28 protein-coding genes and 1 pseudogene are annotated in these 26,799 nt (G+C 62.4%); 15 read left to right on the plus strand and 14 right to left on the minus strand.

Annotation, left to right across the window (positions count from 1 at the left end):
* The first annotated feature begins 64 nt into the window (after positions 1-64).
* Both OKW43_RS10595 and OKW43_RS10600 read left to right on the plus strand, forming a co-directional pair.
* Entirely contained in the window at positions 65-754 is a 690-nt protein-coding gene (locus tag OKW43_RS10595) for a type I restriction endonuclease (RefSeq protein WP_429447073.1), read from the plus strand.
* A 16-nt stretch (positions 755-770) separates the two neighbouring features.
* On the plus strand, positions 771-1,169 hold the full coding sequence (locus OKW43_RS10600) for a hypothetical protein (protein ID WP_429447075.1): 399 nt from the start codon (positions 771-773) through the stop codon (positions 1,167-1,169).
* Between the two features lie 141 nt (positions 1,170-1,310).
* On the opposite strand, the gene OKW43_RS10605 is transcribed toward OKW43_RS10600, so the two are convergent.
* Positions 1,311-1,595 carry a transposase gene (locus OKW43_RS10605; protein WP_429447394.1) on the minus strand — a complete coding sequence of 95 codons (285 nt, stop codon included), beginning with the start codon at positions 1,593-1,595 and terminating at the stop codon, positions 1,311-1,313.
* 36 nt (positions 1,596-1,631) lie between these two features.
* Here OKW43_RS10605 and OKW43_RS10610 point away from each other — a divergent pair.
* Positions 1,632-1,787: pseudogene (locus tag OKW43_RS10610) on the plus strand (porin); the annotation flags it as partial.
* A gap of 74 nt (positions 1,788-1,861) precedes the next feature.
* Here OKW43_RS10610 and OKW43_RS10615 read toward each other — a convergent pair.
* A complete protein-coding gene (locus OKW43_RS10615; protein WP_429447077.1) occupies positions 1,862-2,047 on the minus strand; it encodes a hypothetical protein in 186 nt (61 codons plus the stop codon).
* Between the two features lie 175 nt (positions 2,048-2,222).
* Here OKW43_RS10615 and OKW43_RS10620 point away from each other — a divergent pair, with 175 nt between their 5' ends.
* The 5 genes from OKW43_RS10620 (at position 2,223) to tkt (ending at position 6,219) form a co-directional block, all read left to right on the plus strand.
* Positions 2,223-2,468 (plus strand): DUF6723 family protein, encoded by a 246-nt coding sequence (locus tag OKW43_RS10620; RefSeq protein ID WP_187634210.1) that lies wholly within the window; start codon positions 2,223-2,225, stop codon positions 2,466-2,468.
* Positions 2,469-2,805: 337 nt separating this feature from the next.
* On the plus strand, positions 2,806-3,132 hold the full coding sequence (locus tag OKW43_RS10625) for a hypothetical protein (protein ID WP_429447079.1): 327 nt from the start codon (positions 2,806-2,808) through the stop codon (positions 3,130-3,132).
* Between the two features lie 60 nt (positions 3,133-3,192).
* Positions 3,193-3,369 (plus strand): hypothetical protein, encoded by a 177-nt coding sequence (locus tag OKW43_RS10630; RefSeq protein ID WP_187634212.1) that lies wholly within the window; start codon positions 3,193-3,195, stop codon positions 3,367-3,369.
* 54 nt (positions 3,370-3,423) lie between these two features.
* A complete protein-coding gene (locus OKW43_RS10635) occupies positions 3,424-3,969 on the plus strand; it encodes a cupin (protein WP_187634213.1) in 546 nt (181 codons plus the stop codon).
* A 165-nt stretch (positions 3,970-4,134) separates the two neighbouring features.
* The gene (tkt, locus tag OKW43_RS10640) at positions 4,135-6,219 is read left to right on the plus strand and encodes a transketolase (protein WP_429447082.1); all 2,085 of its coding nucleotides are present in this window, start codon (positions 4,135-4,137) and stop codon (positions 6,217-6,219) included.
* 49 nt (positions 6,220-6,268) lie between these two features.
* Here tkt and OKW43_RS10645 read toward each other — a convergent pair whose 3' ends face one another.
* A complete protein-coding gene (locus OKW43_RS10645; RefSeq protein ID WP_187634215.1) occupies positions 6,269-6,433 on the minus strand; it encodes an FmdB family zinc ribbon protein in 165 nt (54 codons plus the stop codon).
* Positions 6,434-6,657: 224 nt separating this feature from the next.
* Here OKW43_RS10645 and OKW43_RS10650 point away from each other — a divergent pair, with 224 nt between their 5' ends.
* Positions 6,658-7,110, plus strand: a complete 453-nt coding sequence (locus OKW43_RS10650) for a VOC family protein (RefSeq protein WP_187634216.1) — start codon at positions 6,658-6,660, stop codon at positions 7,108-7,110.
* A 108-nt stretch (positions 7,111-7,218) separates the two neighbouring features.
* On the opposite strand, the gene OKW43_RS10655 is transcribed toward OKW43_RS10650, so the two are convergent.
* Genes OKW43_RS10655 through OKW43_RS10665 form a run of 3 tightly spaced genes read right to left on the minus strand, consistent with a single transcriptional unit; the run spans position 7,219 to position 11,023 of the window.
* The gene (locus tag OKW43_RS10655; protein WP_187634217.1) at positions 7,219-8,034 is read right to left on the minus strand and encodes an enoyl-CoA hydratase-related protein; all 816 of its coding nucleotides are present in this window, start codon (positions 8,032-8,034) and stop codon (positions 7,219-7,221) included.
* Positions 8,031-10,202, minus strand: coding sequence for an acetate--CoA ligase family protein (locus OKW43_RS10660; RefSeq protein WP_429447396.1), 2,172 nt, complete (start codon positions 10,200-10,202; stop codon positions 8,031-8,033). Before OKW43_RS10660 ends, OKW43_RS10655 begins: the two co-directional genes overlap by 4 nt.
* Positions 10,203-10,228: 26 nt before the next feature.
* Positions 10,229-11,023 carry an enoyl-CoA hydratase/isomerase family protein gene (locus OKW43_RS10665; protein ID WP_429447085.1) on the minus strand — a complete coding sequence of 265 codons (795 nt, stop codon included), beginning with the start codon at positions 11,021-11,023 and terminating at the stop codon, positions 10,229-10,231.
* A 308-nt stretch (positions 11,024-11,331) separates the two neighbouring features.
* Between OKW43_RS10665 and glnH the strand changes: the two genes are divergently transcribed.
* The 4 genes from glnH to OKW43_RS10685 all read left to right on the plus strand — a co-directional run bounded on the left by glnH (position 11,332) and on the right by OKW43_RS10685 (position 14,581).
* Positions 11,332-12,084: a glutamine ABC transporter substrate-binding protein GlnH gene (gene glnH / locus OKW43_RS10670; protein WP_187634275.1), complete on the plus strand. Its 753-nt coding sequence runs from the start codon at positions 11,332-11,334 to the stop codon at positions 12,082-12,084.
* A 63-nt stretch (positions 12,085-12,147) separates the two neighbouring features.
* Positions 12,148-12,804, plus strand: a complete 657-nt coding sequence (gene glnP, locus OKW43_RS10675; RefSeq protein ID WP_187634220.1) for a glutamine ABC transporter permease GlnP — start codon at positions 12,148-12,150, stop codon at positions 12,802-12,804.
* Positions 12,801-13,529: a glutamine ABC transporter ATP-binding protein GlnQ gene (gene glnQ, locus OKW43_RS10680; protein ID WP_187634221.1), complete on the plus strand. Its 729-nt coding sequence runs from the start codon at positions 12,801-12,803 to the stop codon at positions 13,527-13,529. Before glnP ends, glnQ begins: the two co-directional genes overlap by 4 nt.
* A 17-nt stretch (positions 13,530-13,546) precedes the next feature.
* A complete protein-coding gene (locus OKW43_RS10685) occupies positions 13,547-14,581 on the plus strand; it encodes a C45 family autoproteolytic acyltransferase/hydolase (RefSeq protein ID WP_429447399.1) in 1,035 nt (344 codons plus the stop codon).
* Positions 14,582-14,688: 107 nt separating this feature from the next.
* Here the strand turns inward: OKW43_RS10685 and OKW43_RS10690 are convergent, their stop codons facing one another.
* On the minus strand, positions 14,689-16,218 hold the full coding sequence (locus tag OKW43_RS10690) for a PLP-dependent aminotransferase family protein (RefSeq protein ID WP_429447087.1): 1,530 nt from the start codon (positions 16,216-16,218) through the stop codon (positions 14,689-14,691).
* Between the two features lie 197 nt (positions 16,219-16,415).
* Here OKW43_RS10690 and OKW43_RS10695 point away from each other — a divergent pair, with 197 nt between their 5' ends.
* Both OKW43_RS10695 and OKW43_RS10700 read left to right on the plus strand, forming a co-directional pair.
* A complete protein-coding gene (locus tag OKW43_RS10695; RefSeq protein ID WP_429447089.1) occupies positions 16,416-17,168 on the plus strand; it encodes an SDR family oxidoreductase in 753 nt (250 codons plus the stop codon).
* Positions 17,169-17,249: 81 nt separating this feature from the next.
* Positions 17,250-17,468 carry an SDR family oxidoreductase gene (locus tag OKW43_RS10700; RefSeq protein WP_429447091.1) on the plus strand — a complete coding sequence of 73 codons (219 nt, stop codon included), beginning with the start codon at positions 17,250-17,252 and terminating at the stop codon, positions 17,466-17,468.
* A 146-nt stretch (positions 17,469-17,614) separates the two neighbouring features.
* Here OKW43_RS10700 and OKW43_RS10705 read toward each other — a convergent pair whose 3' ends face one another.
* The 7 genes from OKW43_RS10705 to OKW43_RS10735 form a co-directional block, all read right to left on the minus strand.
* Positions 17,615-19,000 (minus strand): GntP family permease, encoded by a 1,386-nt coding sequence (locus OKW43_RS10705; RefSeq protein WP_187634224.1) that lies wholly within the window; start codon positions 18,998-19,000, stop codon positions 17,615-17,617.
* 185 nt (positions 19,001-19,185) lie between these two features.
* Entirely contained in the window at positions 19,186-20,061 is an 876-nt protein-coding gene (locus OKW43_RS10710; RefSeq protein WP_187634225.1) for an amidohydrolase family protein, read from the minus strand.
* A gap of 43 nt (positions 20,062-20,104) precedes the next feature.
* Positions 20,105-21,388 (minus strand): MFS transporter, encoded by a 1,284-nt coding sequence (locus OKW43_RS10715; protein ID WP_429447094.1) that lies wholly within the window; start codon positions 21,386-21,388, stop codon positions 20,105-20,107.
* A 60-nt stretch (positions 21,389-21,448) separates the two neighbouring features.
* Positions 21,449-22,171, minus strand: coding sequence for a GntR family transcriptional regulator (locus tag OKW43_RS10720; RefSeq protein WP_429447096.1), 723 nt, complete (start codon positions 22,169-22,171; stop codon positions 21,449-21,451).
* Positions 22,172-22,437: 266 nt separating this feature from the next.
* Entirely contained in the window at positions 22,438-23,544 is a 1,107-nt protein-coding gene (locus OKW43_RS10725) for a hypothetical protein (protein ID WP_429447098.1), read from the minus strand.
* Between the two features lie 340 nt (positions 23,545-23,884).
* A complete protein-coding gene (locus OKW43_RS10730; RefSeq protein ID WP_429447100.1) occupies positions 23,885-25,720 on the minus strand; it encodes a thiamine pyrophosphate-requiring protein in 1,836 nt (611 codons plus the stop codon).
* Between the two features lie 96 nt (positions 25,721-25,816).
* Complete coding sequence (locus tag OKW43_RS10735; protein ID WP_187634229.1) at positions 25,817-26,719, minus strand: YihY/virulence factor BrkB family protein; 903 nt, start codon at positions 26,717-26,719, stop codon at positions 25,817-25,819.
* Between the last annotated feature and the right edge of the window lie 80 nt (positions 26,720-26,799).

A 26,799-nucleotide genomic window follows, 5' to 3' on the forward strand; every position in this document is an offset into this window, starting at 1 on the left:
ACCAGACGGATTCCAGCCCGATGGTGCGGCAGTCAATCCTTTTAAATAGAGAAGAGACAGAAATATGGATTTCATTGATGAAGTGAAGGCATTGGCAGCGCGCGTCGCGACAGCGAAGGATATGGTGCAGACGGAAGAGGCGACCAAGAATGCGATGGTAATGCCGTTCATCCACCTGCTTGGGTACAACGTTTTCGATCCGCAGGAAGTGACCCCGGAATTGATCGCCGACGTTGGTACGAAGAAAGGCGAGAAGGTCGACTACGCAATCCTGAAGGATGGCAAGCCTATCATGCTGTTCGAATGCAAGAAGTGCGGCAGCGATCTTAATATCAATCATGCAAGCCAGCTATTTCGATACTTCCATGTAACAGAGGCGCGATTTGGTGTACTCACAAATGGTCTTGTCTATCGGTTTTTTACCGATCTTGAGCAGTCGAACAAGATGGACGAGAAACCGTTCTTCGAATTCAATCTCACTGACTTTCGCGATCAGGATGTCGAGGAGCTAAAAAAATTCGCCAAGACCGTGTTCGATCTCGAAAATATCCTGACTACGGCGAACCACCTGAAATATACACGCGCCATCAAGAACACTCTGAGTGAATGGATGGCTGAGCCGCCCGAGGAATTCGTCCGCCTTGTTTCAGCGGAATTCCTGGCCGGCAAACAGTTCAGGACGACAGTGAAGGATCAGTTTACGCAGATTACGAAGCACGCTTTCCAGCAATTGCTGGCTGACAAGGATCAATGAGCGCCTGAAGGGGGCGATGACCCCGGAGCCAGCACTTGCTCCGTCGGTTGCGCAGGCCGTCGGTGACGCTACTTCAGGAGATCCGTCGGAGCCGACCGCCATGGAGCTCGAGGCATATCAGATGATCCGTGCCATCGTACGTTCTGTTGTGCCGCCAAACCCGGTGGCGATACGCGGTGCCGCTACCTATTGCGCCATTCTGTTCGATGACAACAATCGCAAGCCCATTTGCAGATTGCGTTTCAAGAACGAGAACAGACTTGTCATCGGTGTGTTCGATGAGAGGAAGGAGGAAGACCGGGTGGCGCTGCAAAGTCTGGATAACATTTTTGACCTGGCCGACAGACTGAAAGCGTGCGTGACGTCGTACATGAAACCTGCCCGGGAAGATGAAATCGCTGCCGCACAGCTTTGATCGCCTTGCCCGATACCGGATCGCGATATTGGGGCGGCGACAGGTGGTGCTTCGACAGCCGTCCCCGCCGGAGCAGGCCACTGAACCCAAGGTCACGCGCACGCCACTTACTGACGAGTGCATCGAATAGTGCGTAGTTGATCAAGCGGCATATCGAACATGTTTTTCCTTGAACAGGTTGCGAATCACGTGAGGCTCCTTTTGCCGACGATGCAGATTACGCCGGATATGCCGGATCATTTCCACCTTGCTGGTCGGTCGGCTCTTGCCGAGCGCATTGGTTTTCACATCCTGATTCAGCAACTCGTCCGGGTTCAGTTCCGGGCAGTAGCCCGGCAGCCGAATCAGACGCAGATGTTCAGCGTTCTGGGCAACGAACTGCTTGACGGCGACGCAACGATGCGCCGGATGCCCGTCGACGATCAGGTAGACCTTCCGCGTGGCCTGTTAGAGCATGTATCGCGCACCTTCCTGTACGGCACGTTCGGCTACGTGCGCAACGGCAGCGACTCGAACTTTTCGCTCGAGGCCGCGCCGCGCGATTCGACGACCAATACGAATCCGCCCGTCGGTGAATCGCAGACCGGCGCTTACGTCGGGATGATGCATCAGTTTTGACAAGGCGTCGTTTCGCGACGCCGATCGCCTCGCGATTTCAGCGCTTGAGATTCGACGCGCGGCGCACGCCGGCGTCATGCGCGCACCGGCGGCGGCGCCTCTGGCGGATCGCCTTCGGGTGGCGGGTCGGGATTGCCGGGCGGATCGTCGGGGACCGGATCGGGGTCGATGTTCGGCGGCGGCGTCTTCGGCGCGATGTCGGGGTCGACTTCGGGCGGCATCGGCGTGTGCAGATGCAAGGTCGTGTCAGGTAAATCCATCAAGCTCTCCATAGGTCTTCGTTGATACGCGCAACGCTCGTGCCGCGGCGTAACGGGCGTCGTACGCGTGGAACGGCAATTGCTGACAGCGGGCACGCGCGCCGCATCGCGATGACCGCGCGCGCGCCGCTCACACCGGACATCGCCCCCGCCAAGCACAGCACGAGGAACGCATATGGCCCGACACAAGGCCGACGTTGCTGACGACGAGTTCGAGATTTTCGCCAGCTATCACGGAACAGGCGACGGCCGCTACATAGGTGGATTGAAGGTAGTGAGGAAAGCGGACAGGAGGATCCTTTTTCCGTTCGACGGTGCTCCGCAGATCGGCCCCTACGCGACCGCCGACGAAGCACGGCGCGCCGCGATCGCGTATGGCCGTGGGATCGTCGCGGCCGATCGCGCGGCGCCGGAAAGCTGAGCCGGCAGAGCCGGCCTCGCACTTGTCGTGCGAGGCGCGCAGGCGTCATCAAGGCATGCCGCCGAGCGACGGCGAATTCGTGCTGCCGCGCGCAGGATCGTCCGGATGTTCGTCGGACACGCGAATAGTCGCGATGCTCATGAAGTTCTCCTTTCGGTTCTCCTTTTTTACAAAGACATCATGCGATGCGCCTGCATTCGACGTCGCAACGGCCGTGCCCGTCGCGTCGTGTGCGCGCTTCACGGCTGAGGCGCGATTGTTGCTGCATGAACCAGATGCCCGTTCGACGCAGCGTGCAACGACGCGAATCGACGGCGGAACCAACGAGGAGGGCGTCATGCAGAATCCCCGATCGACAGACTCCCGGCAGCAGGGCGTGGCGGCAGGCGGCAAGCAGCCCGCGCCGTCGGACAACCGCGGCGGGCCTCCGATGTCCGACGAAGTCAAAGCCCGCAACAAGCCGAGCGGCACGCACTACGTCGAGCCGAGTCCGCTCGGCATCGAACCGGTCGAGCAGGCCGGCGTGGACAAAGCGACCAATCCGCCCCGTTCGAGCGAGCGGCCGCGGCACGGCGCCGAAGTGCCGCTCGGCACGGGCGAGCACGCCGAGCCGCCGGGCGGCGGCGGGCGCGAATCGCATCGCAAGCAGCCGGGCGAGCAATGATGCGGCGCGTTGCGTGGCAGCCCTGTATGAAATCCATCAACACCTAACCGGAGAAAGCGCATGCAACCGGACAATCCTACCGAACCGATGAACCCCGGCGACGAAGCGCCACCCAACACGCCGGGCGCTGGCGAAGACCTGTGCCGCGCGTGCCACGGCACCGGCAAGGTCGAGGGAAGCCGCTGCACACTATGCGGCGGCACGGGCAAAGTGCTGCAGGGCATCGGCGGAGGCTAGCCGTGCGGTCGACCGCAAATTCGCGGCAAGCGCATCACAGGCGAGGAGCCAACCATGTTCAATGAGTCCAGGCACGGCTTCGACGCCGCCAAGACCGAATTCGAAGCGTTCATGCTGGAGCCGCACGACTGGGTACCGAACAACAGCAAGTTGCCGGTCGTGCTGTACCGGCGCGCGCTGTCACCCGGCAGCGGCAATCTGGCCGCCGCGTTCGAAATCCTGTTCGAGCGCAATGCATGGCCCCCGCAATGGCGCAACAGCATCTTCGACTTCCATCACTTTCACGCGACGGCCCACGAGGTGCTCGGCGTCACCGAGGCCAGCGCCGAGGTGATCGTCGGCGGGCCGCGCGGACGCGTCGTGACGGTGCGCGCGGGCGACGTGCTGCTGCTGCCGGCCGGCACCGGCCATTGTCTGCAATCGTTCGAACGGCATTTTCAGGTGGTGGCGGGCTATCCGTTAGGGCAGCAGTGGGACATTCGCCGCGAAGCGCTGACGCAGCAGGAAACCGCCGAGATGCTGGCGTTGCCGTTTCCGCCGCTCGATCCGATCGACGGCAAGCATGGTCCCGTGGTCGAGCTTTGGCTGCATGCGGCCTGAACTTCGTCGTTCGCGAAGCAACTTTCTGGTGGTGGCGCTGCGTGCAGAGTTGCGCGGTTAGGCGCATCATCGGTGGGCTTCGCCGCGTTTTTCCCTCGCGCTTTCGTCCGCGCGCCACGCGGCGCGTGCCGGCCGTCTTCCGAATCGCCGAACAAGGAGCGTCCCATGCAAAACGATCCCGCCCTCGATCAGTTGTGCATCAACACGATCCGCACGCTGTCGATGGACGCCGTGCAGAAAGCCAATTCCGGCCACCCCGGCACGCCGATGGCGCTCGCGCCGCTCGCCTATCACCTGTGGCAAAACCATCTACGTTACGACCCGGACGAGCCGTTGTGGCCGAATCGCGATCGCTTCGTGCTGTCGGTCGGGCATGCGTCGATGCTGCTGTATTCGCTGCTGCATCTGGCCAATGTGAAGGCGGTCGACGAACATGGCAAGCCGACCGGCGCGCCGGCCGTATCGCTCGACGACATCGAGCATTTCCGCCAGATCGACAGCAGGACACCGGGCCACCCCGAGTATCGGATGACGACCGGCGTCGAAACCACCACGGGACCGCTAGGGCAAGGGCTCGGCAACAGCGTCGGCATGGCGATGGCCGGGCGCTGGCACGAGAGCCACTTCAACCGCGCGGACGCGCCGCTGTTCGACTACCGCGTGTACGCGCTGTGCGGCGACGGCGACCTGATGGAAGGCGTCTCGCACGAAGCGGCCTCGCTCGCCGGGCATCTGAAGCTGTCGAACCTGATCTGGATTTACGACAGCAATCGCGTGACGATCGAAGGCCATACCGACCTCGCGTATAGCGACGATGTGGAAAGCCGCTTTCGCGGCTACAACTGGCACACGCTGCACGTCGACGATGCCAACGACGCCGCCGCGCTGGAAAAGGCGCTAGTCGAAGCGAAGAGCGTGACCGACCGGCCGACGCTGATCGTGGTCCGCAGCGTGATCGCCTGGGGCTCGCCGAACAAGCAGGACTCGGCATCCGCGCATGGCGAAGCGCTCGGCGTCGAGGAAGTCGCGCTGACCAAGAAGGTGTACGGCTGGCCCGAGGACAAGTTTTTCTACGTGCCCGACGGCGTGCACGAACGCTTCGCGCAAGGCATCGGCGCACGCGGCAAGACGGCGCGCGAACAATGGCAGACGAAGTTCGACAGCTATCAAAAGCGGTATGCGGATCTCGCGCGCGAGTTCGCGCAGATGCAGGCGCACGAATTGCCACAGGGCTGGGACAGCGACATCCCGAGCTTCGACGCGGACCCGAAGGGCATCGCAACGCGCGAATCGTCGGGCAAGGTGCTCAATGCGATTGCCGCGCGCGTGCCGTGGATGATCGGCGGCGCGGCGGACCTGTCGCCGTCGACGAAAACCAACCTGAAGTTCGAAGGAGCCGGCAGCTTCGAGGCGGATAACTACGGCGGCCGCAATCTGCATTTCGGCATTCGCGAGCATGGGATGGGCGCGGTGGTCAACGGTCTCGTGCTATCGAATCTGCGCGCGTACGGCTCGACGTTCCTGCTCTTCAGCGACTACATGAAGCCGCCGATCCGCCTGTCCGCGATCATGGAAGTGCCGGCTATCTACGTGTTCACGCACGATTCGATCGGCCTCGGCGAAGACGGTCCGACGCATCAGCCGATCGAGCAACTCGCGTCGCTGCGCGGCGTGCCCGGCCTGACGCTGCTGCGTCCCGGCGACGCGAACGAAGCGGCCGAGGCGTGGCGCGTCGCGCTGACGCAGCCGCATCGGCCGGCGTGCATCGTCTTGTCGCGCCAGCCGCTGCCGACGCTCGACCGCAGCCGCTATGCGCCCGCGAGCGGCGTCAAGCACGGTGCGTATGTGCTCGCCGATGCGCCCGCTGGCAAGAAGCCAGAGGTGATCCTGATGGCAACCGGTAGCGAGCTATCGATCTGCGTCGATGTGTACGAGAAGCTGAAGAGCGAGGGCATCGCGGCGCGCGTCGTGTCGATGCCGTCGTGGGACATCTTCGAGCGCAAGGACAGCGCGTATCAGGAGTCGGTGCTGCCCGCGGATATCGAAGCGCGCGTCGCGGTGGAGCAGGCCGCGTCGCTCGGTTGGGATCGGTATACGGGGCGGCTCGGTGCGCAGGTCGTCATGCATACGTTCGGCGCGTCGGCGCCGATTGCGGATCTGAAGAAGAAATTCGGCTTCACGCCGGACGCCGTGTATCAGGCGGCCAGGCAGCAGATCGAGCGAGTGAAGAAGGGCAAGGGCGCCGCCTGATTTGCTGCGCTAGATGCGGTGGTGAACCTTTCGCCCGGTCAGACAGAGTTCAGCTCTTTCTGGACGTTTTTGGCACAAATGGCGTGGGTATGTGCTGAACCTGCTCGCTTCCGCATTGCGGACAGGGCGGATGGGCGGTTTCATGCTCGGCAAGATGCTCGGCATGTTCGAACGTCTGACCGCACTTGTCGCACCTGTACTGGTAAGTCGGCATGGCATTCCTCCAACGAGAATCGTGCGCGTCGTACTGGCCAGATACTGTCTACGACGCCCGGCAATAATCCATTCTACGTGTTTCAGCGGGAAATATGATGAGCTTCCGATCTATTGCACAGCCGGCGGCGCAGCGGTCGACATTGACGAAACGTTTACCGGCGATGTTCGACGCGACGAACCGAGTTTGTGAACGCAATCCCCTGATTGCAAGCGGAGGATTAAATGGCTAACTCCACCAGGCCGCGCGTCATCGGCTTCAACCACGTCGCGCTGGAAGTCGGCGATATCGAGCAAGCGCTGGCATTTTATGGCCGCATCTTCGACTTTCAGTTGCGCGGCAAGAGTAAAACGATGGCCTTCATCGATCTTGGCGATCAATTCATCGCGTTGCAGGCCGGGCGCAAACAGGCCGCCGATGACGGCCGGCATGTCGGCCTCGTCGTCGATGACAAGGAGGCGGCGCGCGCCGCCCTCGAGGCGGCCGGCGTCGAGACGATCGACGGTCCGTTTCTGGATTTCCGCGACCCCTGGGGCAATCGCATCGAGATCGTGGGCTACGACAACATTCAGTTCACCAAGGCTCCGAACGTTCTGCGCGGCATGGGCCTGACGCAATTGACCAAGAACGAGAGCGCGAAAAAGGAACTGGCGGACAAAGGCATGGCGGCGAGCTAATCCCTTGTCGATGATGGTCTCGTGCGGGCCGGATTGCGGTCCTTCAGTCACGCTCGTTGGATGGCCGCCTCGCGCCACCAATACCAACCGATGCTTCGGCGTATGAGACTAATGCCCTTTGAAGACGGGTGGCCGCTTTTCGAGTGTTGCTGCGAGCGCTTCAATATGGTCGTCGGTGTTGTGGCACATGCCCTGGAAGACGGCGCAGTGCTCAAGGAAGTCCGCGAGTTCCATCCGCTGTGCGGCCTTCATGAGCCGCTTGGTCAGGCGCAGTGCGCGAGGCGGCTTGCCGGCGAAGCCTTGCGCCAGACGCTGCGCGGCGTCGAGCAACTCGTCAGGTGCCGCAACGTCAAGGACAATGCCCATCGCCTTTGCTTCTTCGCCGTTGAAGGTGCGGCCCGAGAACGTGAGCTCGGCCGCGCGCTCGTACCCGACGAGACGCTGAAGGAACCAGGCGCCACCGTCGCCCGGGATAATCCCAACGTTGATAAACGTCTCGCCCAGAATGGCGTCCGGCACCGCCAGCCGGATATCACACATGCAAGCGAGGTCGAAACCAGCGCCCACGGCAGCTCCATTGATTGCGGCAATGGACGGCACTTCGAGCTTCTGCAGGGCCAGCGGAATTCGCTGTACCCCGGCACGATAGCGGTTCTGAACCTCGTAGACGTCACCGCCGAAGCTGCCTTCACGGTGAAGCATATGCTTGATATTCCCGCCCGACGAAAACGCCTTGCCGGCTCCGGTGATAATCAGGGCCGCCACATCTTCGTTCGCGTTGATCCACGCGACTGTCCTTTCTATGTCGTCGACCAGTTTTGTGCCAGTCAATTCGTTGCGAACGTCGTCACGATTCAGCGTCAATGTCACGACGCGTCCACTGCGCGTGACGATCGCGTCCGTCAGAGTTGGGACCAAGGTCATGTCGGGCTCCCTTTTCGATCAATGGCTGCCGTCTGCGACGCGGCATCGAGCAGAATCCGTGCATCGAGAATGCTGACTCCCGACGGGTAGGCCATCACCGGGTTGAGATCCAGTTCCTCGATTTCTGGAAATGCCGTACACAATGCCGAGATGCCTAGCATCAACTGGACCAGCGCGTTTTTATCGGTGGGAGGTGCGCCGCGAACGCCGTTCAGGATCTCGGCCGCCCGTATCTCTTCGAGCATTTGATGCGCGTCACCTTCGTTCAGAGGCAGTGAGCGGAACACGACATCCTTGAGCACTTCGACCAGTATTCCGCCGAGTCCGAACATCATGACTGGGCCATAGGTTGGGTCGCGCACGACACCGACGATGACCTCGACTCCTCCCTTCGGCGCCATGGGTGTCACGAGCACGCCAGTGATGTCCGGGTCCTGGATGAATTGACGGCTGTTTGCAAGAATGACGTCGAAGGCCTGCCTGACCGCGCCGACATCGCCGACCTCCAGTTGGACGCCGCCTGCGTCGGACTTGTGAATGATGTCGCGCGACACGACTTTCATTGCGACCGGGACTTCGCCGAGCTGCCGGAATGCCTCTACCGCTTCATCAGGGCTGCGTGCAAGGACCGCTTTCGCCGTCATCGGAACACCGGCGTCGGCCAGCGCCTGGCGTGCCTCGTGTTCGAGGACGACGGTGCGGTTCTCGGCGCGGCAGACGTCCACGATCCGCGCGAAAGTGCTCGACCGTTTGGCTGGAATCGGTGCCTGGCGTTCGGTTCTGGTGTGAGCTTCGCCGACCTCGGCGAGCGCCTGAAGACAGCGGACGGCCATTTCCAGCGAGTCGTAGACCGGAACCCCCGCCGTGCGAATCGAGGCCAGAGGGGCTGGACGCAAATCGGCATACAAGCTTCCGTAGAGGCTGTGAACCACCACCGGCTTGCCCGATTCGTTGTGAATCCGCGCGATCCGGGCGGAAGTTTCCATCTCGATGGGCGTCAGCGACTGCGAAAAACGCACGCCATATCCTCCATAGAGCCCTGTAATCAGCAGACCATCGACATCCGCATCGTCAAGGAGAATTTGCGCACATTCGGCGAATACGGCGGGGTTTGAATCGGTGCCGCCGGCCACGTCGACGGGGTTCGCGGTCGCGGCCGCAGGCGGCAGGAGGGCCGCGAGGCGTGAGCGCGATTGCGGGGACAGCGTCGCCAGTACGAGTCCCGATTCGCTCAACGAGTCGGCGGCAATCGTTGCGTGTCCTCCACCGTCGGCGAGCACCGCCACGCGACGCGACCTGAGCGGCTTGAGCAGCGCCAGCGCTTCGGCCAGCGACATGATTTCGTCGGATTTCGTGGCCAGCACGGCGCCGGCCTGGCGCAGAACGCCCTCGCTCACTGCATAGTCGCCGGCAAGTGCGCCGGTGTGCGATTTCGCCGAAACGATGCCGGCACTGGTGCGGCCCGACTTGTACAGCACGACTGGTTTCTTGCGGGTGATGCGTCGCAACCCTTCGAGAAATTCGGCGCCGTCTTTCATTCCCTCGACGTACGCAACCAGTACCCTGGTGTTCTCGTCATCCGCGAAGTAGTCGAGATATTCGTGGAACCGGATGTCCGACTCATTGCCGATACCGACATAGGTCGACAGGCCGATCTGACCATTCGCCTGCGCCTCGGTCACCAGCGACAAGGCCATGTTGCCCGACTGTGACAGGAGCCCGATGTCACCCTTCCTGAGGTTGCTGAAGCCAACGATGTTGCAGTTCCTGTGGGTGTTGAAAATACCCGAAGTATTAGGTCCCACGATACGAACGCCGTGCTGGCGCGCCACGCTGACCATCTGTTCCTGAAGCAGTCGGCCGTGCTCCCCAGCCTCCGCGAATCCGCCGGCGAGCACCACCGCACCCTTCGCGCCTTTCTTCCCGCATTGTTCGATCACCTCTGGAAGTGTCTTCGCCGGCGTGCAGACGAGCGCGAGATCGAAAGCCTGTGGAATCTCCTCGATACTTGCATAGCATTTCAAACCGAGAATTTCCGATTCCTTCGGATTGACCGGATAGATTGTGCCGGGGAAGCCGTCTTCAAGCAGCTTATGGATGGACCGGAAGCCGCGCTTGGTTTCGTCCTTCGAAGCGCCGACCACGACGATGGAATCCGGGTAGAACACGTCACGCAAGTTACGGGCTGGCATGCTTACTCCCCCTTGAAAACCGGTGCACGCTTTTCGGCGAACGCATCGACACCTTCCTGCCAATCCCGCGTGGTGGAGCAGAACATCATGCCCTCGAGTTCTGCGGTCAACGCAGCATCGAAGGTCCGTTCACCCGCGAAGTTGAGTTGATCCTTGGCGAGCCGCATCGAGTGCGGCGCTTGACTCGCGACCTTGCGCGCGAATTCCCGGGCGTGCTGCAGGAATCCATCGTCCGGAAAGACCCGGTTCGCCAGGCCGATCCGCGCCGCTTCCACGCCATCGATGCGCTCGCCGAGAAAAACGAGTTCGCGCGCCTTTGCCAGTCCAACGAGGCGCGGCAGAAGGTACGTGATGCCGCCGCCGAGAAAATTCCCGATGCTGATTTCCGGAAGCCCAATCTGCGCGCTTTCGGCCATCAGAACGAAGTCGGACGCAATCGCGATTTCCGCTCCGGCGCCGAGCGCGAAACCATTGACCGCAGCGATCACGGGCTTGCCGAGCGTGAGAAGCCGCTTGCAGGCCACCTGCTCGCCGCGCAGGTACTCGCGGCGCTCGAAGGGCGTGCGGCCGGCCTTGTGTTCCTTGAGGTCGGCGCCCGCGCAGAATGCCCGGCCCTCACCCGTAAGCAGGGCAACCCGCACGCCGCGATCCGCCTCGACCATGGTCAACGCTTCGCTCAATTCGTCGTAAAGCTTTTGCGTCACTGCATTCAGACGGTGCGGACGGTTCAGCCGGATTTCGGCGATCCCGTCCTGCACGCCATAAAGAAGCGTTTCAAATGCCATCGGAGACTCCATCGGTGAACCGGATCACAACCACGAATTGACACAACGTATGTTGCTATCAATATAGGCACAAGAAACGAATGTTGCATTGTGGCGTTTACCCGCAAATCGCGCCGTCGCCGTACCGGCTGTCATTTTCAACGAGGGTTTCCCACGACTAAATTCTTATTGACGACTGTTTTTGGTGTACTAGTATTGGTCGTGACAACATATGTTGTGCATCGTAAGAATATTGCACCGCACGTTGCAATGCACCCAGGGTGTTGTCGCTCGTACCCCGCCTCCCGGAGGGGCATCGTCAATCACTGCGGAGAATATCCATGGGACGTCGTTCCTTCCTCATATCTGTCGTCGCCATTGCCATGTTCGGAACGAACCTCGCGCACGCGCAAAGCAAAGAACTGATCGTCGGCACTGACACCTCTTTCATGCCGTTCGAATTCAGGCAGGGTGACAAGTACGTCGGTTTTGATCTCGACCTGTGGGCCGAAATCGCGAAGGACCAAGGCTGGAAGTACAAGGTCCAGCCGATGGATTTCAGTGGCCTGATTCCAGCTCTCCAGACCCAGAACATCGATGTGGCGCTGTCGGGCATGACCATCAAGGAAGAGCGCAAGAAGGCCATCGACTTTTCGGCTCCCTACTACGACAGCGGGCTCGCTGCCATGGTCCAGGCCGACAACACCAGCATCAAGTCCATCAACGACCTGAACGGAAAAATCATCGGCGCCAAGACGGGTACGGCGACAATCGACTGGATCAAGGCACACCTGAAGCCGAAGGAAATCCGCCAGTTTCCTAACATCGACGAAGCATACCTGGCGCTGGAAGCAGGCCGCGTCGATGCGGCAATGCACGATACGCCGAACGTCCTGTACTTCGTGAACACCGAAGGCAAGGGCAAGGTGAAGGTGGCGGGCGCCCCGGTCAGTGGTGACAAATATGGAATTGGCTTCCCGAAGGGCAGTCCGCTGGTGCCGAAGGTGAACGAGGAACTGATAAAAATCAAGGCGGATGGCCGCTACGCCAAGCTGTACAAGAAATGGTTCGGTTCGGAGCCGCCCAAGTCGTAATCGTCCGCAATGAGGGCGCGGCGCCAGTCGCCGCGCCGTTGACGAATCAACCAGGAGCGATTTGTGGAATTCGATTGGTCAGCCATCTGGGCTGCACTTCCGGACCTGCTGGAGGGAGTGAAGCTAACGGTATTCATTGCTTTTGTCGGGCTCATCGGTGGGTTCATCGTCGGCATGATCACCGGCATGTTCCGGGCGTACGGCCCCCCCGCACTGAACGTTCTGGCCCAGATCTACATTGAACTGATCCGCGGCACGCCGATTGTGGTGCAGGTCATGTTCCTGTACTTCGCACTGCCGTTGCTTGCGCATATCCGCGTCGACGCCCTGACAGCCGCCATCATTGCCATCACCGTGAACTCGGGAGCCTATCTGAGCGAAGTCATACGTGGCGCATTGCTGTCAATTTCCAGAGGTCTCACGGAAGCGGGTCTGGCGATGGGTCTGTCGATGCCCCGGGTGCTGCTGAAAATCGTTGGACCACTGGCGTTCCGCCGGCTGATTCCGCCGCTTGGCAACCAGTGCATCGTCAGCCTGAAGGACACGTCGCTGTTCATCGTCATTGGTGTGGGTGAACTGACGCGCAAGGGACAGGAGATCATTGCCGGGAATTTCCGGGCGGTTGAAATCTGGACCGTCGTGGCACTCATCTACCTGATCCTGACGGGAGTGATGACAATCACGCTGCGTCTTGTTGAAAGAAGGATGCGCATACTATGAGCATGATCGAATTTCACGGTGTATCGAAGAGCTTCGGCCATGTGCCCGTGCTCAAGGACATCAATCTGAGTATCGACTCTGGCGAGGTGGTGGTCGTGGTCGGGCCCTCCGGGTCGGGTAAGTCCACCATGCTTCGATGCATCAACGCGTTGGAGAAGATCTCGGGCGGCGAATTGCTGGTGGATGGTCAGAGTGTCAAGGGCAACGCGTCGGTCATTCGCAACATCCGGCTGGAAGCCGGCATGGTCTTCCAGCAGTTCAACCTGTTCCCGCAGATGACCGCGCTCGAGAACGTCATGTTCGGCCCCATCCAGGTGCGCGGCGCCTCGCGGGCCGAAGCCCGCGACCAGGCGATGGCGCTGCTCGACAAGGTCGGTCTCGAATCGCGGGCCAATCACTTCCCGTCCGAATTGTCCGGCGGACAGCAGCAGCGTGTGGCGATTGCGCGGGCGCTCGCCATTCGACCGAAGCTGATGCTCTTCGACGAGCCGACTTCCGCCCTTGACCCCGAACTGCGGCATGAGGTGCTGAAGGTTATGCAGGACCTGGCGACTGAAGGCATGACGATGATTGTCGTCACGCATGAAATCGGATTTGCGAAGCGCGTCGGCACGCGCCTGCTTTTCATGGATCAAGGCGGGATTGCGCAGGATGGCGAACCGATAGAACTGGTCGAACGGCCGCCTACGCCGCGGCTTAAAGACTTTCTCAAACACGTCGCCTGAGCGAGATCATGTTCAACATGCAAGCATTCGCACCGACGGTCATCGCCGGTTCGCCGTATGAAATTGGTCTTGCTCTTGGCCAAGCCGCGCGTCCGGTGATGGACGCGTACATGGGACAGAGCTCCGCCTGGCGGGCGGTCAGACAGTGGCGCGGGCATCAGTTCGTGCAGGACCTGCGCCAGGCCGCCGAAGCCACGTACCCGGATCAGGTCGTCGAAATCGATGGCATGGCGGTCGGCCTCGGCTGGCCGGCGGAAGACGCATTCATCTGGAACTGCCGGGGGGAGCTGATTCACCATGCGCCAGACGGTTGCACTACGCTAGCGGCAAGCACGCCAGACGCACGCTTCATTGCGCACAACGAGGACGGCGACCCCTACCTGCGCGACAAGTGTTGCATGGTGGACATCCGGCCAACCGGCAAGCCCGGGTTCGTCAGCTTTTACTATCCTGGCTCGCTGCCAGGACATACCTTCGCCGTCAATCGTGCCGGTCTTGTTCAGGCGATCAACAATCTCCGCATCAAACAGCCGGCAGTCGGCGTGCCCCGCATGGTCCTATCGCGCGCCGTGCTCGACGCGGCTTCGCTTGATAACGCGGTGCATGTCCTCAATAACGTACAACGAGCAAGTGGCTTTCACCATACGCTGGGCTGCGTCGGCGATGAGCGGCTGATGAGCGTCGAGGCGACGGTCAAACGCTGCTCGGTTTCGCAAGTCCCCGGTAGGTCGGGTCATGCGAACCATCTGATCCATGCAGGGTGCGACGCTGAGGCGCAGATTGTCACGCGCTCGTCAGGCGACCGCCAGGCGCGGGTCGATCTGCTGCTTGCGGCCGGTGGCGACATGAGTGGCGCGAGCCTGCTGCAGGTGCTGTCGGACAGGGCTCCCACGGGCCTGCCGATATATCGCGACGACCCGGCCGACCCTGACGAAGAAAACACCCTCGCGACGGCGCTTTTCATCCTTACGGACGCCGGTGTGAACTTCGAGGTACGCCAGCAGGGCGAACTACGGTTCAGCCAATTCCTTACCCCTCAGACGCACCCCTGAGTCGCGTCCTGAACACACCGAGGCAAGGCAGTACGGCGAACCCGATCCGTGCGGGCCGGATTGCGGTCCTTCAGTCACGCTCGCGGGAACTGCACACTTGCTGCGCCTCAGCCGTCCAGACACGCGCGCAGCGTTCGCGCGAGACGGCCTGCTTCACCCGCATCGGCGATGTTCGCGAAGCCGATTACGAGGCCGCGCGGCGTGCGCGGCGCGCGGCCGTTCGCGTACCAGATCGAAAGGGGCAGCACCGCGAGTCCGAGCTCCCGGGCGCGCGCGGCGACGGCGACATCGTCGGCCGGGCCATCGGGACCTTCTGGTAATTGCACCGCGAACTGAATTCCACCGGGCGGCAAATCGACAATCAACCGCTCCCCGAACGCCTGCTCCAGCGCATGTACGATCAGCATGCGCCGCTCTGCGTACAACGCGCGCATCCGCTTCAGATGCCGGGCAAAATGTCCGTGCCTGATGAAATCGGCCGCGGCCGCCTGCAGTAGCGTCGGCGAGCCGGCGTTCATGCTGTGTGCCACCCGCGCCACACGCTCGACAGCTCGCTCCGGCACCACCGCATACGCGAGCCGCAAACCGGGAAACATCACCTTGCTGAACGTGCCGCGATAGATCACGCGATCGCGCCGGTCAAGGCTTTTCAAAGCGGGCAATGGCCGGCCCGCATAACGGAACTCGCTGTCGTAGTCATCCTCGATGATCCAGGCAGACGCCTTTTCTGCCCAGTCCAGCAGCGCGATGCGTCTTGCGAGCGACAGCGTGTGTCCGAGCGGACTCTGATGCGACGGCGTGACCAGTGCGAAGCGCGCCTCCGGGTCCAGTCGAGTGCCGCGCTCGATGTCGATCCCTTCGCCATCCACTGGCACCGGCACGAGCTGCACGCCGGTTTCAACCAGAAAACCACGCGCGAGCAGATAGCCCGGATCCTCGAACCACATGCGATCGTTCGGGCGCGCGAGACTGCGCAACACGAGCTCGAGCGTCGCACGGTAGCCGCCGGTAATGAACACCTGTTCCGGCACGCAGGTCACGCCGCGCGACAGCCCGAGATAGGTGGCGATATGTTCGCGCAGCGGCCGGTAGCCGGCCGGGTCCGGGTACGCGAGCATCGCGCGTCCGCCGCTGCGCGCGCGCTGCGCAACGAGCCGGTCCCATACCTTGCTCGGGAACGCGTCGAGCGCGGGCAGCCCGGGTTGCAGCGGTCGCGGCTCGCCGCTCATGGCGACGGCGATGGCCAACTGGCGCGGCGCAGGTTGACCACCGCGCGATGCGTCCGGCGAATTCAGCGGGCCCGTGCCTTCATCGCCCGGCTGAGCTTGCCGGTCCTGAGGACCTTGCCGACGCGGCGAGCGCATTACCGATGCCGGCAGCGTCGGCGAGACGAACGTCCCCGCCGCGCCGCGCATCTGCAGGTAGCCTTCGTCGACGAGGATCGAGTAGGCCAGTTCGACCGTGCCGCGCGCCGTGCTCAACTGCATCGCGAGGCCGCGTAGCGCCGGCACGCGATCGCCGGGACGCAGATGCCCCGAGGCGATCGCGGTCCTGAAACGCTCGCAGATCTGCAGATAGATCGGCAACGGCTGCTGCCGATCGATTTCGATGATCAAAGTGGGAGTCGGCAAGGTCATGACGGTCTCGCGGCCAACGGAAGCGGAAACGACATGGACTAGTCGGATCGGCAATTCTTGGCACTTATCGGTAGGGCATGAGTCTCCCACAATAGCCTCACGCGATGGGACGGCCGCGAACACTTTCACGCAATACGACTCCCGCCAGGCGTACCCACGCATTCATCGTTCATTGTTGTTGCTCTGGAGAATCTGCCATGAAGTTCGTCGTAATGGGTGGTTCCGGCCTGATCGGGTCGCGTGTTGTCGCGCTGCTCAACGAGGCGGGTCACGAGGCGCTAGCCGCGTCGCCGCGTACCGGTGTGAACGCCGTGACGGGCGAGGGACTGAGCGACGCGCTCGCGGGAGCGGACGTCGTAGTGGATGTGACGAATGCGCCGTCATGGGAGCCGCAGGCGGTGCTCGATTTTTTCCGCGCCTCGGCGCGCAACCTCGGCAAGGCTGAAGTGGCCGCAGGGGTACGCCATCACGTCGCGCTATCCATCGTCGGATGCGATCGCACGCCGGAGAACGCCTATTTCGTTGCCAAGGTGGCGCAGGAACAGGTGATCGAGGCGGCGGGCGTGCCGTACACGATCGTGCGCGCGACCCAGTTCATGGAGTTCATCGGCGCGATTGCCGATTCCAGCACGGACGGCGGCACGGTGCGCGTCGGCGACGGGCTGTTTCAGCCGATCGCCGCGGACGACGTCGCGGCGAACCTCGCGCAGATCGCGCTTGGCGCGGCGCTGAACGGCACAGTCGAGATCGCCGGCCCAGACCGTGCGCCCTTCGCGGAGATCGTCGCGCGTTATCTGAAGTCGGCAGGCGACGCACGCCCGGTGGTGACAGATCGCGACGCGCGGTACTACGGTGGCCGCGTAGAGGAACAGTCGCTCGTGCCGCTCGGCGACGCGCGCATTGGTCGCGTCAGTCTCGACCAATGGCTGGCACAGGCTAAAAAGGGTTGATTGAAGGGCGTCGTTTCGCAAGCTCGATTACCGCGTGGTTGCGACTTCGCGTTCGATCAAGCCGAAGACTACGCCGCCGTAGTGAATGTGAAAGGAATCCGCGTGAATGCGGTCGAGCCAGGGATCATCAGGTCGCCGATGCACGCGCCGCAAACCCACGAAGCGCTGGGCGCCTTCCATCCGCTCGGACGCATGGGCGAGATGAGCGATATCGCCGACGCGATTCCATTCCTCGACTCCGCACCGTTCATCACGGGGGAAATTCTGCATGTCGATGGCGGGCAGAGCGCCGGTCGCTAACAGTCGTCGGGCACCGTAAGCCGGTGCCCTTTCGTGTATCCGTACAGTCGTCGTTCGTCGGCCAGGAGCGCCGCGTCCGGGGGATTACCACATGCGCCTATCCACAACGAGACAGAGGTGGGTCCGTTCACTGAATGAATCGCAATTCAATGAACAGGAATTGCCACGTTGAAAATCAGCACCATGATCAAGCCCACCACGGCCACGATGGATTGAACCACCGAGATCGTTTTGGTGGCTTCGCCCATGGTCATGCCAAAGGATTCCTTGACCATCCAGAAGCCGGCATGGTTGGCATAGTTGAAAAACAGCGAGCCGCAGCCAATGGACAAGGCCAGCAAAGGCAAGCTCAGGCTGGGATCGGCGCCGGCCAGCGGCGCGAGCAAGCCGGCTGCGCCCACGATACCTACGGTGGCCGAGCCGGTAGAGACGGAGAGCAGCATGGCGATCAGCCAGCCAAGAATCAGCGGGGGAAAGGCGAACTGCTGCGTCAGATGCACGATGGCATCGCCGACCTTGGCACTGGTCAGCATTTGCTGGAAGGCGCCGCCTCCGGCAATGATCATGATGATGGAGGCAATCGGCTTGAGACTCTTGCCTAGTGCGTCGCGAAGCTTTTCGGCATCGCCTCCGCGCGCGAGGACCAAGGCCACGGCGGCGAACAGCACACCCAGCAGCATGGCGATCAAGGGATCGCCCAGAAAGCTGGCCACATGCAGGGCCGGCGTGCCCTTCGGCAGCGCCATTTCGGAGACGGCATGAACCAGCATCAAGATCGCGGGCAGCAAGGCTGCCAGCACCCCGAGCCCGACGCCGGGCCGCTGGCCACCGCCAGTCTTCTCGGTGAGGGTGAATTGGTCCAGCAAGGCCTGGTCGGGCTTGGTCCTCATGCGCGGCGAGATGAATGCGCCATAGAGCGGGCCGCCCAGAATCATGGCCGGAATGGCCGCCAGAAAACCGTACAGCATGGTGGGGCCCACCGAGGTTTTAAGGGTCGCGATGGCTGTCAAAGGGCCAGGGTGAGGCGGCACCATGCCATGCATCGCGGCGAGAGCCGAGATCACGGGAACGCCGACGTACACATAAGCCGAGCCTTTGAAGCGAGCGTGGCTTTCCAGCTTGCGCGCCACGCTGAATATCAAGGGCAACATGACCACCAGACCCACTTCGAAAAACATGGGAATACCCACCACGAAGGCCACCAGCGTCATGGCCCAGGGAATCAGCCGATCCGAGGCGCGACTCAGAATGGCTTCGGCGATTTGCTCGGTGATGCCAGCATCGGCAAGAATCTTGCCCAGCATGGCGCCCAGGGCGATCACGATCCCCACCGCGCCCAATGTTTTGCCCGCGCCGTTGATCAGGTGCTTGACGATGCTTTGCGGCTCCATGCCGGCTGCAAAGCCCACGCCGATGGAAACGACGAGCAGGGCTAGAAGCGGGTGCATCTTGATGCGCGACACGATGAGTGCGACCAGCACCAGCACGCTGACCAGCGCTGTCAGCAACAGTTGTATATCTAGATGGGTCATGAATGAATTTATGGTTTTGACCGAGTTCTACCGACGCGCATTTTGCATCCGATCACGTCTGCCAAATAAAAAGGACATGCACGTTCCAGCTGTAGGCTGTTGCGTCGGCGCGCGGCAAGATTGATGAGGAAAGGGCTGTTTGCGACAGCTGCAGTTATGTTGTTACCTGATCGTTGAATCGTCACCTAAATATCGTCGAACATGTAGATGCTGGCTGGTGTGCCCGCCAGAACCACGCTGCGCTCTTCCTCATCCGGAATCAGTGCGCACAACAGTTGTAGCGCACGGGAAAAATGCTCGCGTGCCTCGAACTGCGTATGTGGCCAGTCGCTGCCCCACATCATGCGATGCACGCCAAAGGCCGCTTTCAGGAGACGGAACGCCTCGTGCATCTCCTTGCCACCCCCGTTATCGTCCGGCCAAATCCGGTATGCGCCCGATACCTTGACCCACACGCGCTGTGTGTGAGCCAACTCGAGAAGACGGCGAAACCCGGGGTCGCCTGCACCTAGGCCAGAATCGGGCCTGCCGAAATGGTCCACGACCACGTTCATTTCGGCCTCCAGAAGCGGCTCGACGATACTTTGCAGCCTCGCAGCTTCCGCGTGCACTTCGACGTGCCATCCCAGTTTTTTAACATGCGCTAGCGTGCGCGCGCTAACCCAGCTGTCGAGCGGCTGATCGGCACGTCCGATAAGGTTTAGCCGGATTCCCGCGATGCCTGCTCGAGCCATTTCAGTCAGGGTATCGGTTCCGCAATCGCGCTCGATCACCGCGACGCCGCGTAGCCTGTCAGAGGCGCGACGCAGCGCACCGAGCAAATAGTCGCAATCGGTGCCAAGAAAGCTGGGCTGCACGAGCACGCCGCGCGATACCTGGTTCGCGTCGAGTTGTGCGAAGTAGGTGTCCAGTGGCGCATCGTAGTCGGGCGCATAGCGGTGCTGCTGGGCGAGCGGCAGCCCGCGCTCGAATACATGGGCATGCGTATCGATCGATGCGATGCGGGCCGGACGATGCGCGCCCTGCTGGCGACTCGCGGCGGTCCACGACTTATCCGTCATTCATATTCCTTCATCAACAGTGTTGCGCGGCTCGCCCAGCGCGTTAACGCGTTTGAGCGTGAGAGAGTGGACCGCGGATGTCCATATCGAGAGCCGCTTCGCCTAGCACGCGGCCTCGTGTCTCCGGCAGCATCAGCACGGACAGCACGACAATGGCGTAGGCCAGTGCTGCATCAATGCCGATCGCCGTTCCGAGCGACATACTCGCGGACATATGCCCGACCAGCACAGGGAATCCCGCGGATACGACGCGGCCGAAGTTGTAGCAAAACCCGACACCCGTGCCGCGCATCCCGCTTGGATACAGTTCGTTAAACAGCGCGCCCATGCTCGCCGGAATGCCTGCTGCAAAAAATCCTAGCGGAAAGCCGAAGAACAGCATCGCGGTATTGCCGAGCGGAAGAAACAGATAGGCGATCACCGTTATTACGCAGCAGATCGCAAATGTGAGAATGGTTTTGCGGCGTCCGATGCGATCCAACAGTTGCGCACTCACGAGGCAGCCGCAGAAAAAGGCGATGATCACCACAGCAAGGTAGCCGCCGGTACTTAGAACGGACAGATGGCGCTCGCTCTTCAGGAACGTCGGCAGCCAGGTCATCAGCGCGTAATAACCGCCATGGGCGCCGACGCCGAGCAGCGCACCGATCAACGTCATGCGCAGCATCTTCGGCGAGAAGATGCCGACGATCACGCCAGATGCCGGCTCGTCGTGACGCGCGCGCGTGTCACGCGCCGGGGTCGGCTCCTGCACGCCACGTCGAACGTACAGGATCAGCAGCGCGGGAACGAGGCCAATCCCGAACATCACGCGCCATGCCGTTTCTACGGGCAGCAGCGAGAACATCAGCGCGTAGAGCATCACCGCCGCGCCCCAGCCGACCGCCCATGCGCTCTGCACGCTGCCCATCGCCTTGCCGCGATGCTCGTTGCGGATAGTCTCGGCCATTAGCACGGCGCCTGCCGCCCATTCTCCGCCGAAGCCGAACCCCTGCAGCGTCTTCAGCACCAGAAACTGCGGATAGTTCTGCGCGAACGCGCACAGGAACGTAAACACGGCGAAGAACGCGACCGTCCACTGCAGCGTCTTAACCCGTCCGAGCCGGTCCGACAGCATACCGGCGATCCAGCCGCCAAGCGCCGACGCAACCAGCGTGACGCCGCTGACCAGGCCCGCCTGGGTGCGGCTTATCGACCATTCGGCGATGATCGCCGGAATCACGAGGCTGAACATCTGCACGTCGAGCGAATCGAGCGCCCAACCGCCGAAGCACGCCCAGAATGTCCGACGTTCATTGCCCGAAATCTCGCTGAACCACTTAAACATTGCTGTCTCCTCCTCGTCGTCCCATGCTGAGAACAACGCATTTTTGATGGCGCCAGATCGCTAGCGGATCTCCGCCTGGTAGATGAATTCGCTGGCGGGTCCGCGCGAGCGGCGCCATTCGAGCGGCTGTCGGTCGTAGCCGTACGCAAGACGCTCGATTACGACAGCCGGCGTGCCCGGTTCAATGTGTAAGAGCCTTGCGTGCAGCGGGCCAACGGCCTCGACGGTCAGGGTTTCCGTGGCGGACGCCACAATCTGGTTGCATTGCGCCTCATACACTGGGTACAAGAGGTCACCGACTTCGTTCAGCTCCATTTGCGCAAACGCCGCGAAACGTACGTAGGGCAACCAGATTTCTTCAACGAGCATCGGCACGCCGTCGATGAGTCGCACGCGCGACATCTGAATCACGCGCGCGCTACTCGAAATCTGCAAGGTCGCGGCGACAGCCGACGGTGCGTCGACCACCTCGCGGCGCAAGATGCGGCTCTCTGGAATGCGGCGTTCGCCTTGCCGCGTCTGGAACCGGAAGAAGCGAAACAGGGAACCGTCGAAGTTCGCGCGGCGCACGAACGTCCCTCTACCCTGAAAGCGCTCGAGCAGACCTTCCGCAACGAGCAGATCGACGGCCTTGCGAACTGTCCCGATGGCCAGGCCGTAGCTATTGGCGAGCGCCTGTTCCGTCGGAATCGCCTCACCGGGGCGCCAATGGCGAGCCGCGATAAGAGCGACAATTTCGTCCCGCAGGCGCTGGTAACGGGGCAACCGGGCGTTGACGTCCATCGTCATCTCCTTCAATTCATCTATATGATTGCATGTTTACGCCGCCGGCGGAACGGGGATAACCCGTGGTATCCATTGATCCGCTGAGCTCGTTAGCGTTGCCGACAGAACGTCCGATAATACATATATATGAATCTGTTCGAGACGGGATTGGGGCCGACCCATGCCTGCCGAGCAGGGTGCCGTGAAGAGCTTCACCTGGCCGGTGCCGCTAGTGATCTCTTTCGAATGACGACCGATCGAGCGCCGGGCCTTTTATTCACCTCTCAATTCGCCGGAATCGTCACCACCGGCGCCTTGCTGCTCGTATCGGCCTCCGCGAGCGCCATCAGATTCTGCACGACCGTAAACGCGTATTTCGAATCGAAGTCGTTGCGCTCGACCCAATACACCGACGGTCCATACGCGATCGACACATAAGCGTCGGCCGGCGCGGCCTGGCCCGAGTGCACGATGATCGTCGGCCGCGTTTCCCCGCCGATCAACCCGACGGTCGGTTTCGTCGAACCATCGCTGATGCGCTCCCGGGGGACCTGCACCTGCGCGCCGAGATCGCTGAGAATGCCGAGCACCGAGCGCGTCACCATCGGAATGCGCTCGCCGTTCTGAGAACTCGACGACGGCCCGTACACGATCTCATAGCTGCGCGTCTTCGCCGACAGATGCAGCAGCTTGCGCACGCGCGCGACATCGGCCGCCGTGCCCGGCGAGCCGCCGCTCGTCGTCGCGCCGATCGACAGGAACACCGCCAATGCGGGGGTCTGGCCGCCTTTCAGATCGGCCTTCGTATCGAGTTGACGAGTCTCGACGTTCAGTTCGCCGGCCATTTGCAGACGACGCAACGCCTGCAGCAATTCGAAGAAGCCCGGCGCGCCCGCGCTGTTGTCGCCGCCGAGCACATTGCCGTTCTGCAGACCGCCGATCGATTGCGCGGTGATGCGCAACAGCAGATCGATCGGCACGCCGCCCTCGGCGAGCGGCAGCACGAGCGCCGGCGCGAGCGGCCGGATGTACGCGGAGGCGAACGCTTCGCCGGTGGTTGGCGTGAAAGTGAAGGTCGGCCGATTCGAGTACGACACGCTGCCAGTCGCCTGCGCGTAGTTCGGCATGCTGCCCGAGCCGGCGTTGACGGTCGCGCCGCCGGTGGTGTCGAACGTGTAGGCGGCGATGATGCTGCTGACGCTCAGGAAGGCCGGCGCATCGCCGTAGCGCAGACCGATCACGGCGGCGAGGATCGCGCGCTTCTTCGCGTCGCCGAGCGCGCGCGCATAGTCGACCTGATCGGCCTTCAGACGCGAGGGGCCGATATGCACACAAGCGGACATCAGGCAGGCCGCGCACAACGAGGTGGCGACGCAAGCGGTTCTGCGCATGGGCGGGCGCGAGCGGAGGCAATCCGCTGAAAATGGAATCTGCGCTCGGCGGTAGCAGAAGCCATTCCCGCGCAGGCGGCGAGCCGCACCCGGGGCCGCTTGTTGTCGGTCCGACGCATGGCCCAGCAGCGCCGTGGCGCGCGTGTTGGCGTGACAGGCCCGTGGCACGCTTTACCGTCGCTTTGCAAGAATTGCAGAAATCCGCGCGGAGCAGATGCGGGGCTATCAGGCTTTTGCGTCGATGCCGTCTGGCGCGTTGTCCTCGCCGCGTCGCAGCGCGCGACCCGCTGCGCGCGCTTCGAGCGGCCGGCCCGCCGCGCCTCGTCGAACCGCTACCGCGTCATTTGTCCCGATGCCCCGGCAGCACGGCACCGAGCACCTGCTTCGCCGTTTCGACGACCACGTTGCCCTCATCGGGATCGCCCTTGAGCAAGGTTTCGGTGAACGCCTTTGCCTGCGCGAGCGTGACGTGCGGCGGCAGCGGCGGCACGTTCGGATCGGACTTCACCTCGATCACGACCGGGCGATTCGACGCGAGCGCGTCGTCCCAGGCGGTGGCCATCTGATCGGGATTGTCGACATAGATGCCCTTCAGACCGATCAGCTCCGCGAAGCGGTGATACGGCACGGACGGAATGTTCTGCGAGGCCTCGAACTTCGGATCGCCTTCCATCACACGCTGCTCCCACGTCACCTGATTCAGGTCGCCGTTGTTGAGCACCATGCAGATCCAGCGCGGATCGCTCCAGCCTTGCCAGTACTTCGCGACCGTGATCAGCTCGGCCATGTTGTTCATCTGCATCGCGCCGTCGCCGACGAGCGCGATCACGGGCCGCTCGGGATGCGCGAACTTCGCGGCGATCGCATACGGCACGGCCGCGCCCATCGATGCGAGCCCGCCCGACAGCGAGCACATCATGCCGCGCTGCACCTGCAGATCGCGCGCGTACCAGTTCGCGACCGAGCCCGAATCGCTGGTGACGATCGCGTTCGATGGAATGCGCTTCGACAGCTCCCATACCGACAGCTGCGGATTGAGACCGTCCTTCGCGGGTTCGTGCGCGCGCTTCTCGAGCGTCTTCCACCAGTCGGCGACCCAGCCTTCGATGCGCTCGCGCCACAGACGATCCTTCTTGTCATCGAGCAGCGGCAGCAGCGCGCGCAGCGTCTCGGCGCTATCGCCGACGAGGTTCACTTCCATCGGATAACGCAGGCTCAGCATGTCGGCCTTGATGTCGATCTGCACGCCGCGCGCGTCGCCTTCCTTCGGCAGAAACTCCGAGTACGGGAAGCCCGAGCCGATCATCAGCAAGGTGTCGCAATGGGTCATCATGTCGTAGCTCGGTTTCGTGCCGAGCAGGCCGATCGAGCCGGTCACCCACGGCAGATCGTCGGGCAGCGCGGCTTTGCCGAGCAGCGCCTTCGCGACGCCGGCGCCAAGTTTCTCGGCGACGGCGATGACTTCGTCGGTCGCGTTCAGTGCGCCCGCGCCGACCAGGATCGCGACCTTGCGGCCCGCGTTCAGCACGTCGGCGGCCTGGCGCAACTGCGCGTCGCTCGGCACCACGCGCGGGCGCGCGTAACCGATGCCCGAATGCAGGGTGCCGTGCTTGCGCCCCGGCGGCTCGTACGGAATGTCCTGCAGGTCGTTCGGCAGTATCAGCGCGGTGACCGCGCGCTCGGCGAGCGCGATACGCACCGCGCGATCGACCAGATGACGCACCTGCGCGGGCATCGTCGCAAATCCGACGAACGAGCCGGCGACGTCCTTGAACATCGCCGGCAGATCGAGCTCCTGCTGATAGTGCCCGCCGATTGCCGCGCGCGCCTGCTGACCGCTAATCGCCAGCACCGGCATGTGATCCATGCGCGCGTCGTAGAGGCCCGTCAGCAGATGCGAAGCGCCGGGCCCCGAGGTGGCGATGCATACGCCCAACTCGCCGGTGAACTTCGCATGCGCGGAGGCCATGAACGCGGCCATTTCTTCGTGACGGACCTGGATGAATTCGATCGGGCCCGGCTGATCCGTGCCTTTATCGCGTTTTCTCGCTTCGGCTTGCGCGCGGTTCAACGCGCCGAACACGCCGTTGATACCGTCGCCCGGATAGCCGTAGATTCGCCGCACACCCCATGCGTGCAGCCGCCCGATGATGAAATCGCCGACGGTTTCAGCCATGATCCTCGCTCCTCGATAGCCAGTCGATGCCGCCCTGCGAAACGGGCGGCCGTCGTCGGTATCGGCGAGCAAGGGTCGTTCCTTGTGAGTGGCTTGCTACCCGGTCTTGATCCTTGGCTGCGGCGCGTCGAGCGGTTCGTGCCCGAAGCGCTCGTATTGCGATATCACCTGGGCGCCGAACAGCAGCAGTGTCGCGAGCCATTCGAAGCTGAGCAGGATCACGATCGCCATCGTCAGCGAGCCATAGACGACGCTGACCTGCGACAGCGTGGCGAAATACCAGACCAGCACGTGCCGCGTGATCTCCCACAGCACGCCGGCCACCACGCCACCGATCAGCGCGTGTTTGAGCGACGGACGTCCCACCGGCATCACCAGATACACCGAGGTCAGCACGAAGATTTCGCCGGCGAGCCCGAACAGATACAGCATCACTCGCGAGAAGCCCTGCAACGACACGTGCAGACTAAACAGTCTGAGTCCTTCTGCGCCGATCGTGTCGAGCGCGCTCGACACGAACGTGACGATCAGCAGTCCCACGCCAAGAAACAGGATGTAGCAGTACGGCAGCAGCGCCGAGATCAGGAAGTGGCGCCGCTTCACGACGACCCGATGCACGAAGATCAGCGACATCGCGTTTTCGAGCACGGTGAACGCGAGCGAGCTGAAGAAGATCATCGTCAGCAGCAGCACCCAGCCGATCACCGCGCGATGCAGCAGGAAGTTCGACAGCTCACGCACGAGCGCGGCCGATTGTCCGGGCACGAGCCAGCGCAGCAGATGCGCAAGCGCGTCGAGCACCAGCTGCTGCGGCACCACGCGCGACAACACGATGACGATCAGGATCAGCAGCGGCACGATAGACAGCAACGCGTAGTACGCAACCGCGCCCGCTAGCAGCAGCCCCTGGTTCGCGCGAAACGCCTTCAGCGTTTGCAGCAGGAAGCGCCAGGGATGTCTGGCGATATGCAGCGCTTGCTGGTCGAGCAGGATCGGCATGGGACCTCGCGGTGCGCGCCGGGCACTGCCGGATGGCAGCCGCTCTCGACACGCCTGTGTGCTTTATATACCGTAAGCAG

The organism is Paraburkholderia sp. WC7.3g, assembly GCF_050436345.1.
Taxonomy (GTDB): Bacteria; Pseudomonadota; Gammaproteobacteria; order Burkholderiales; family Burkholderiaceae; genus Paraburkholderia; species Paraburkholderia podalyriae.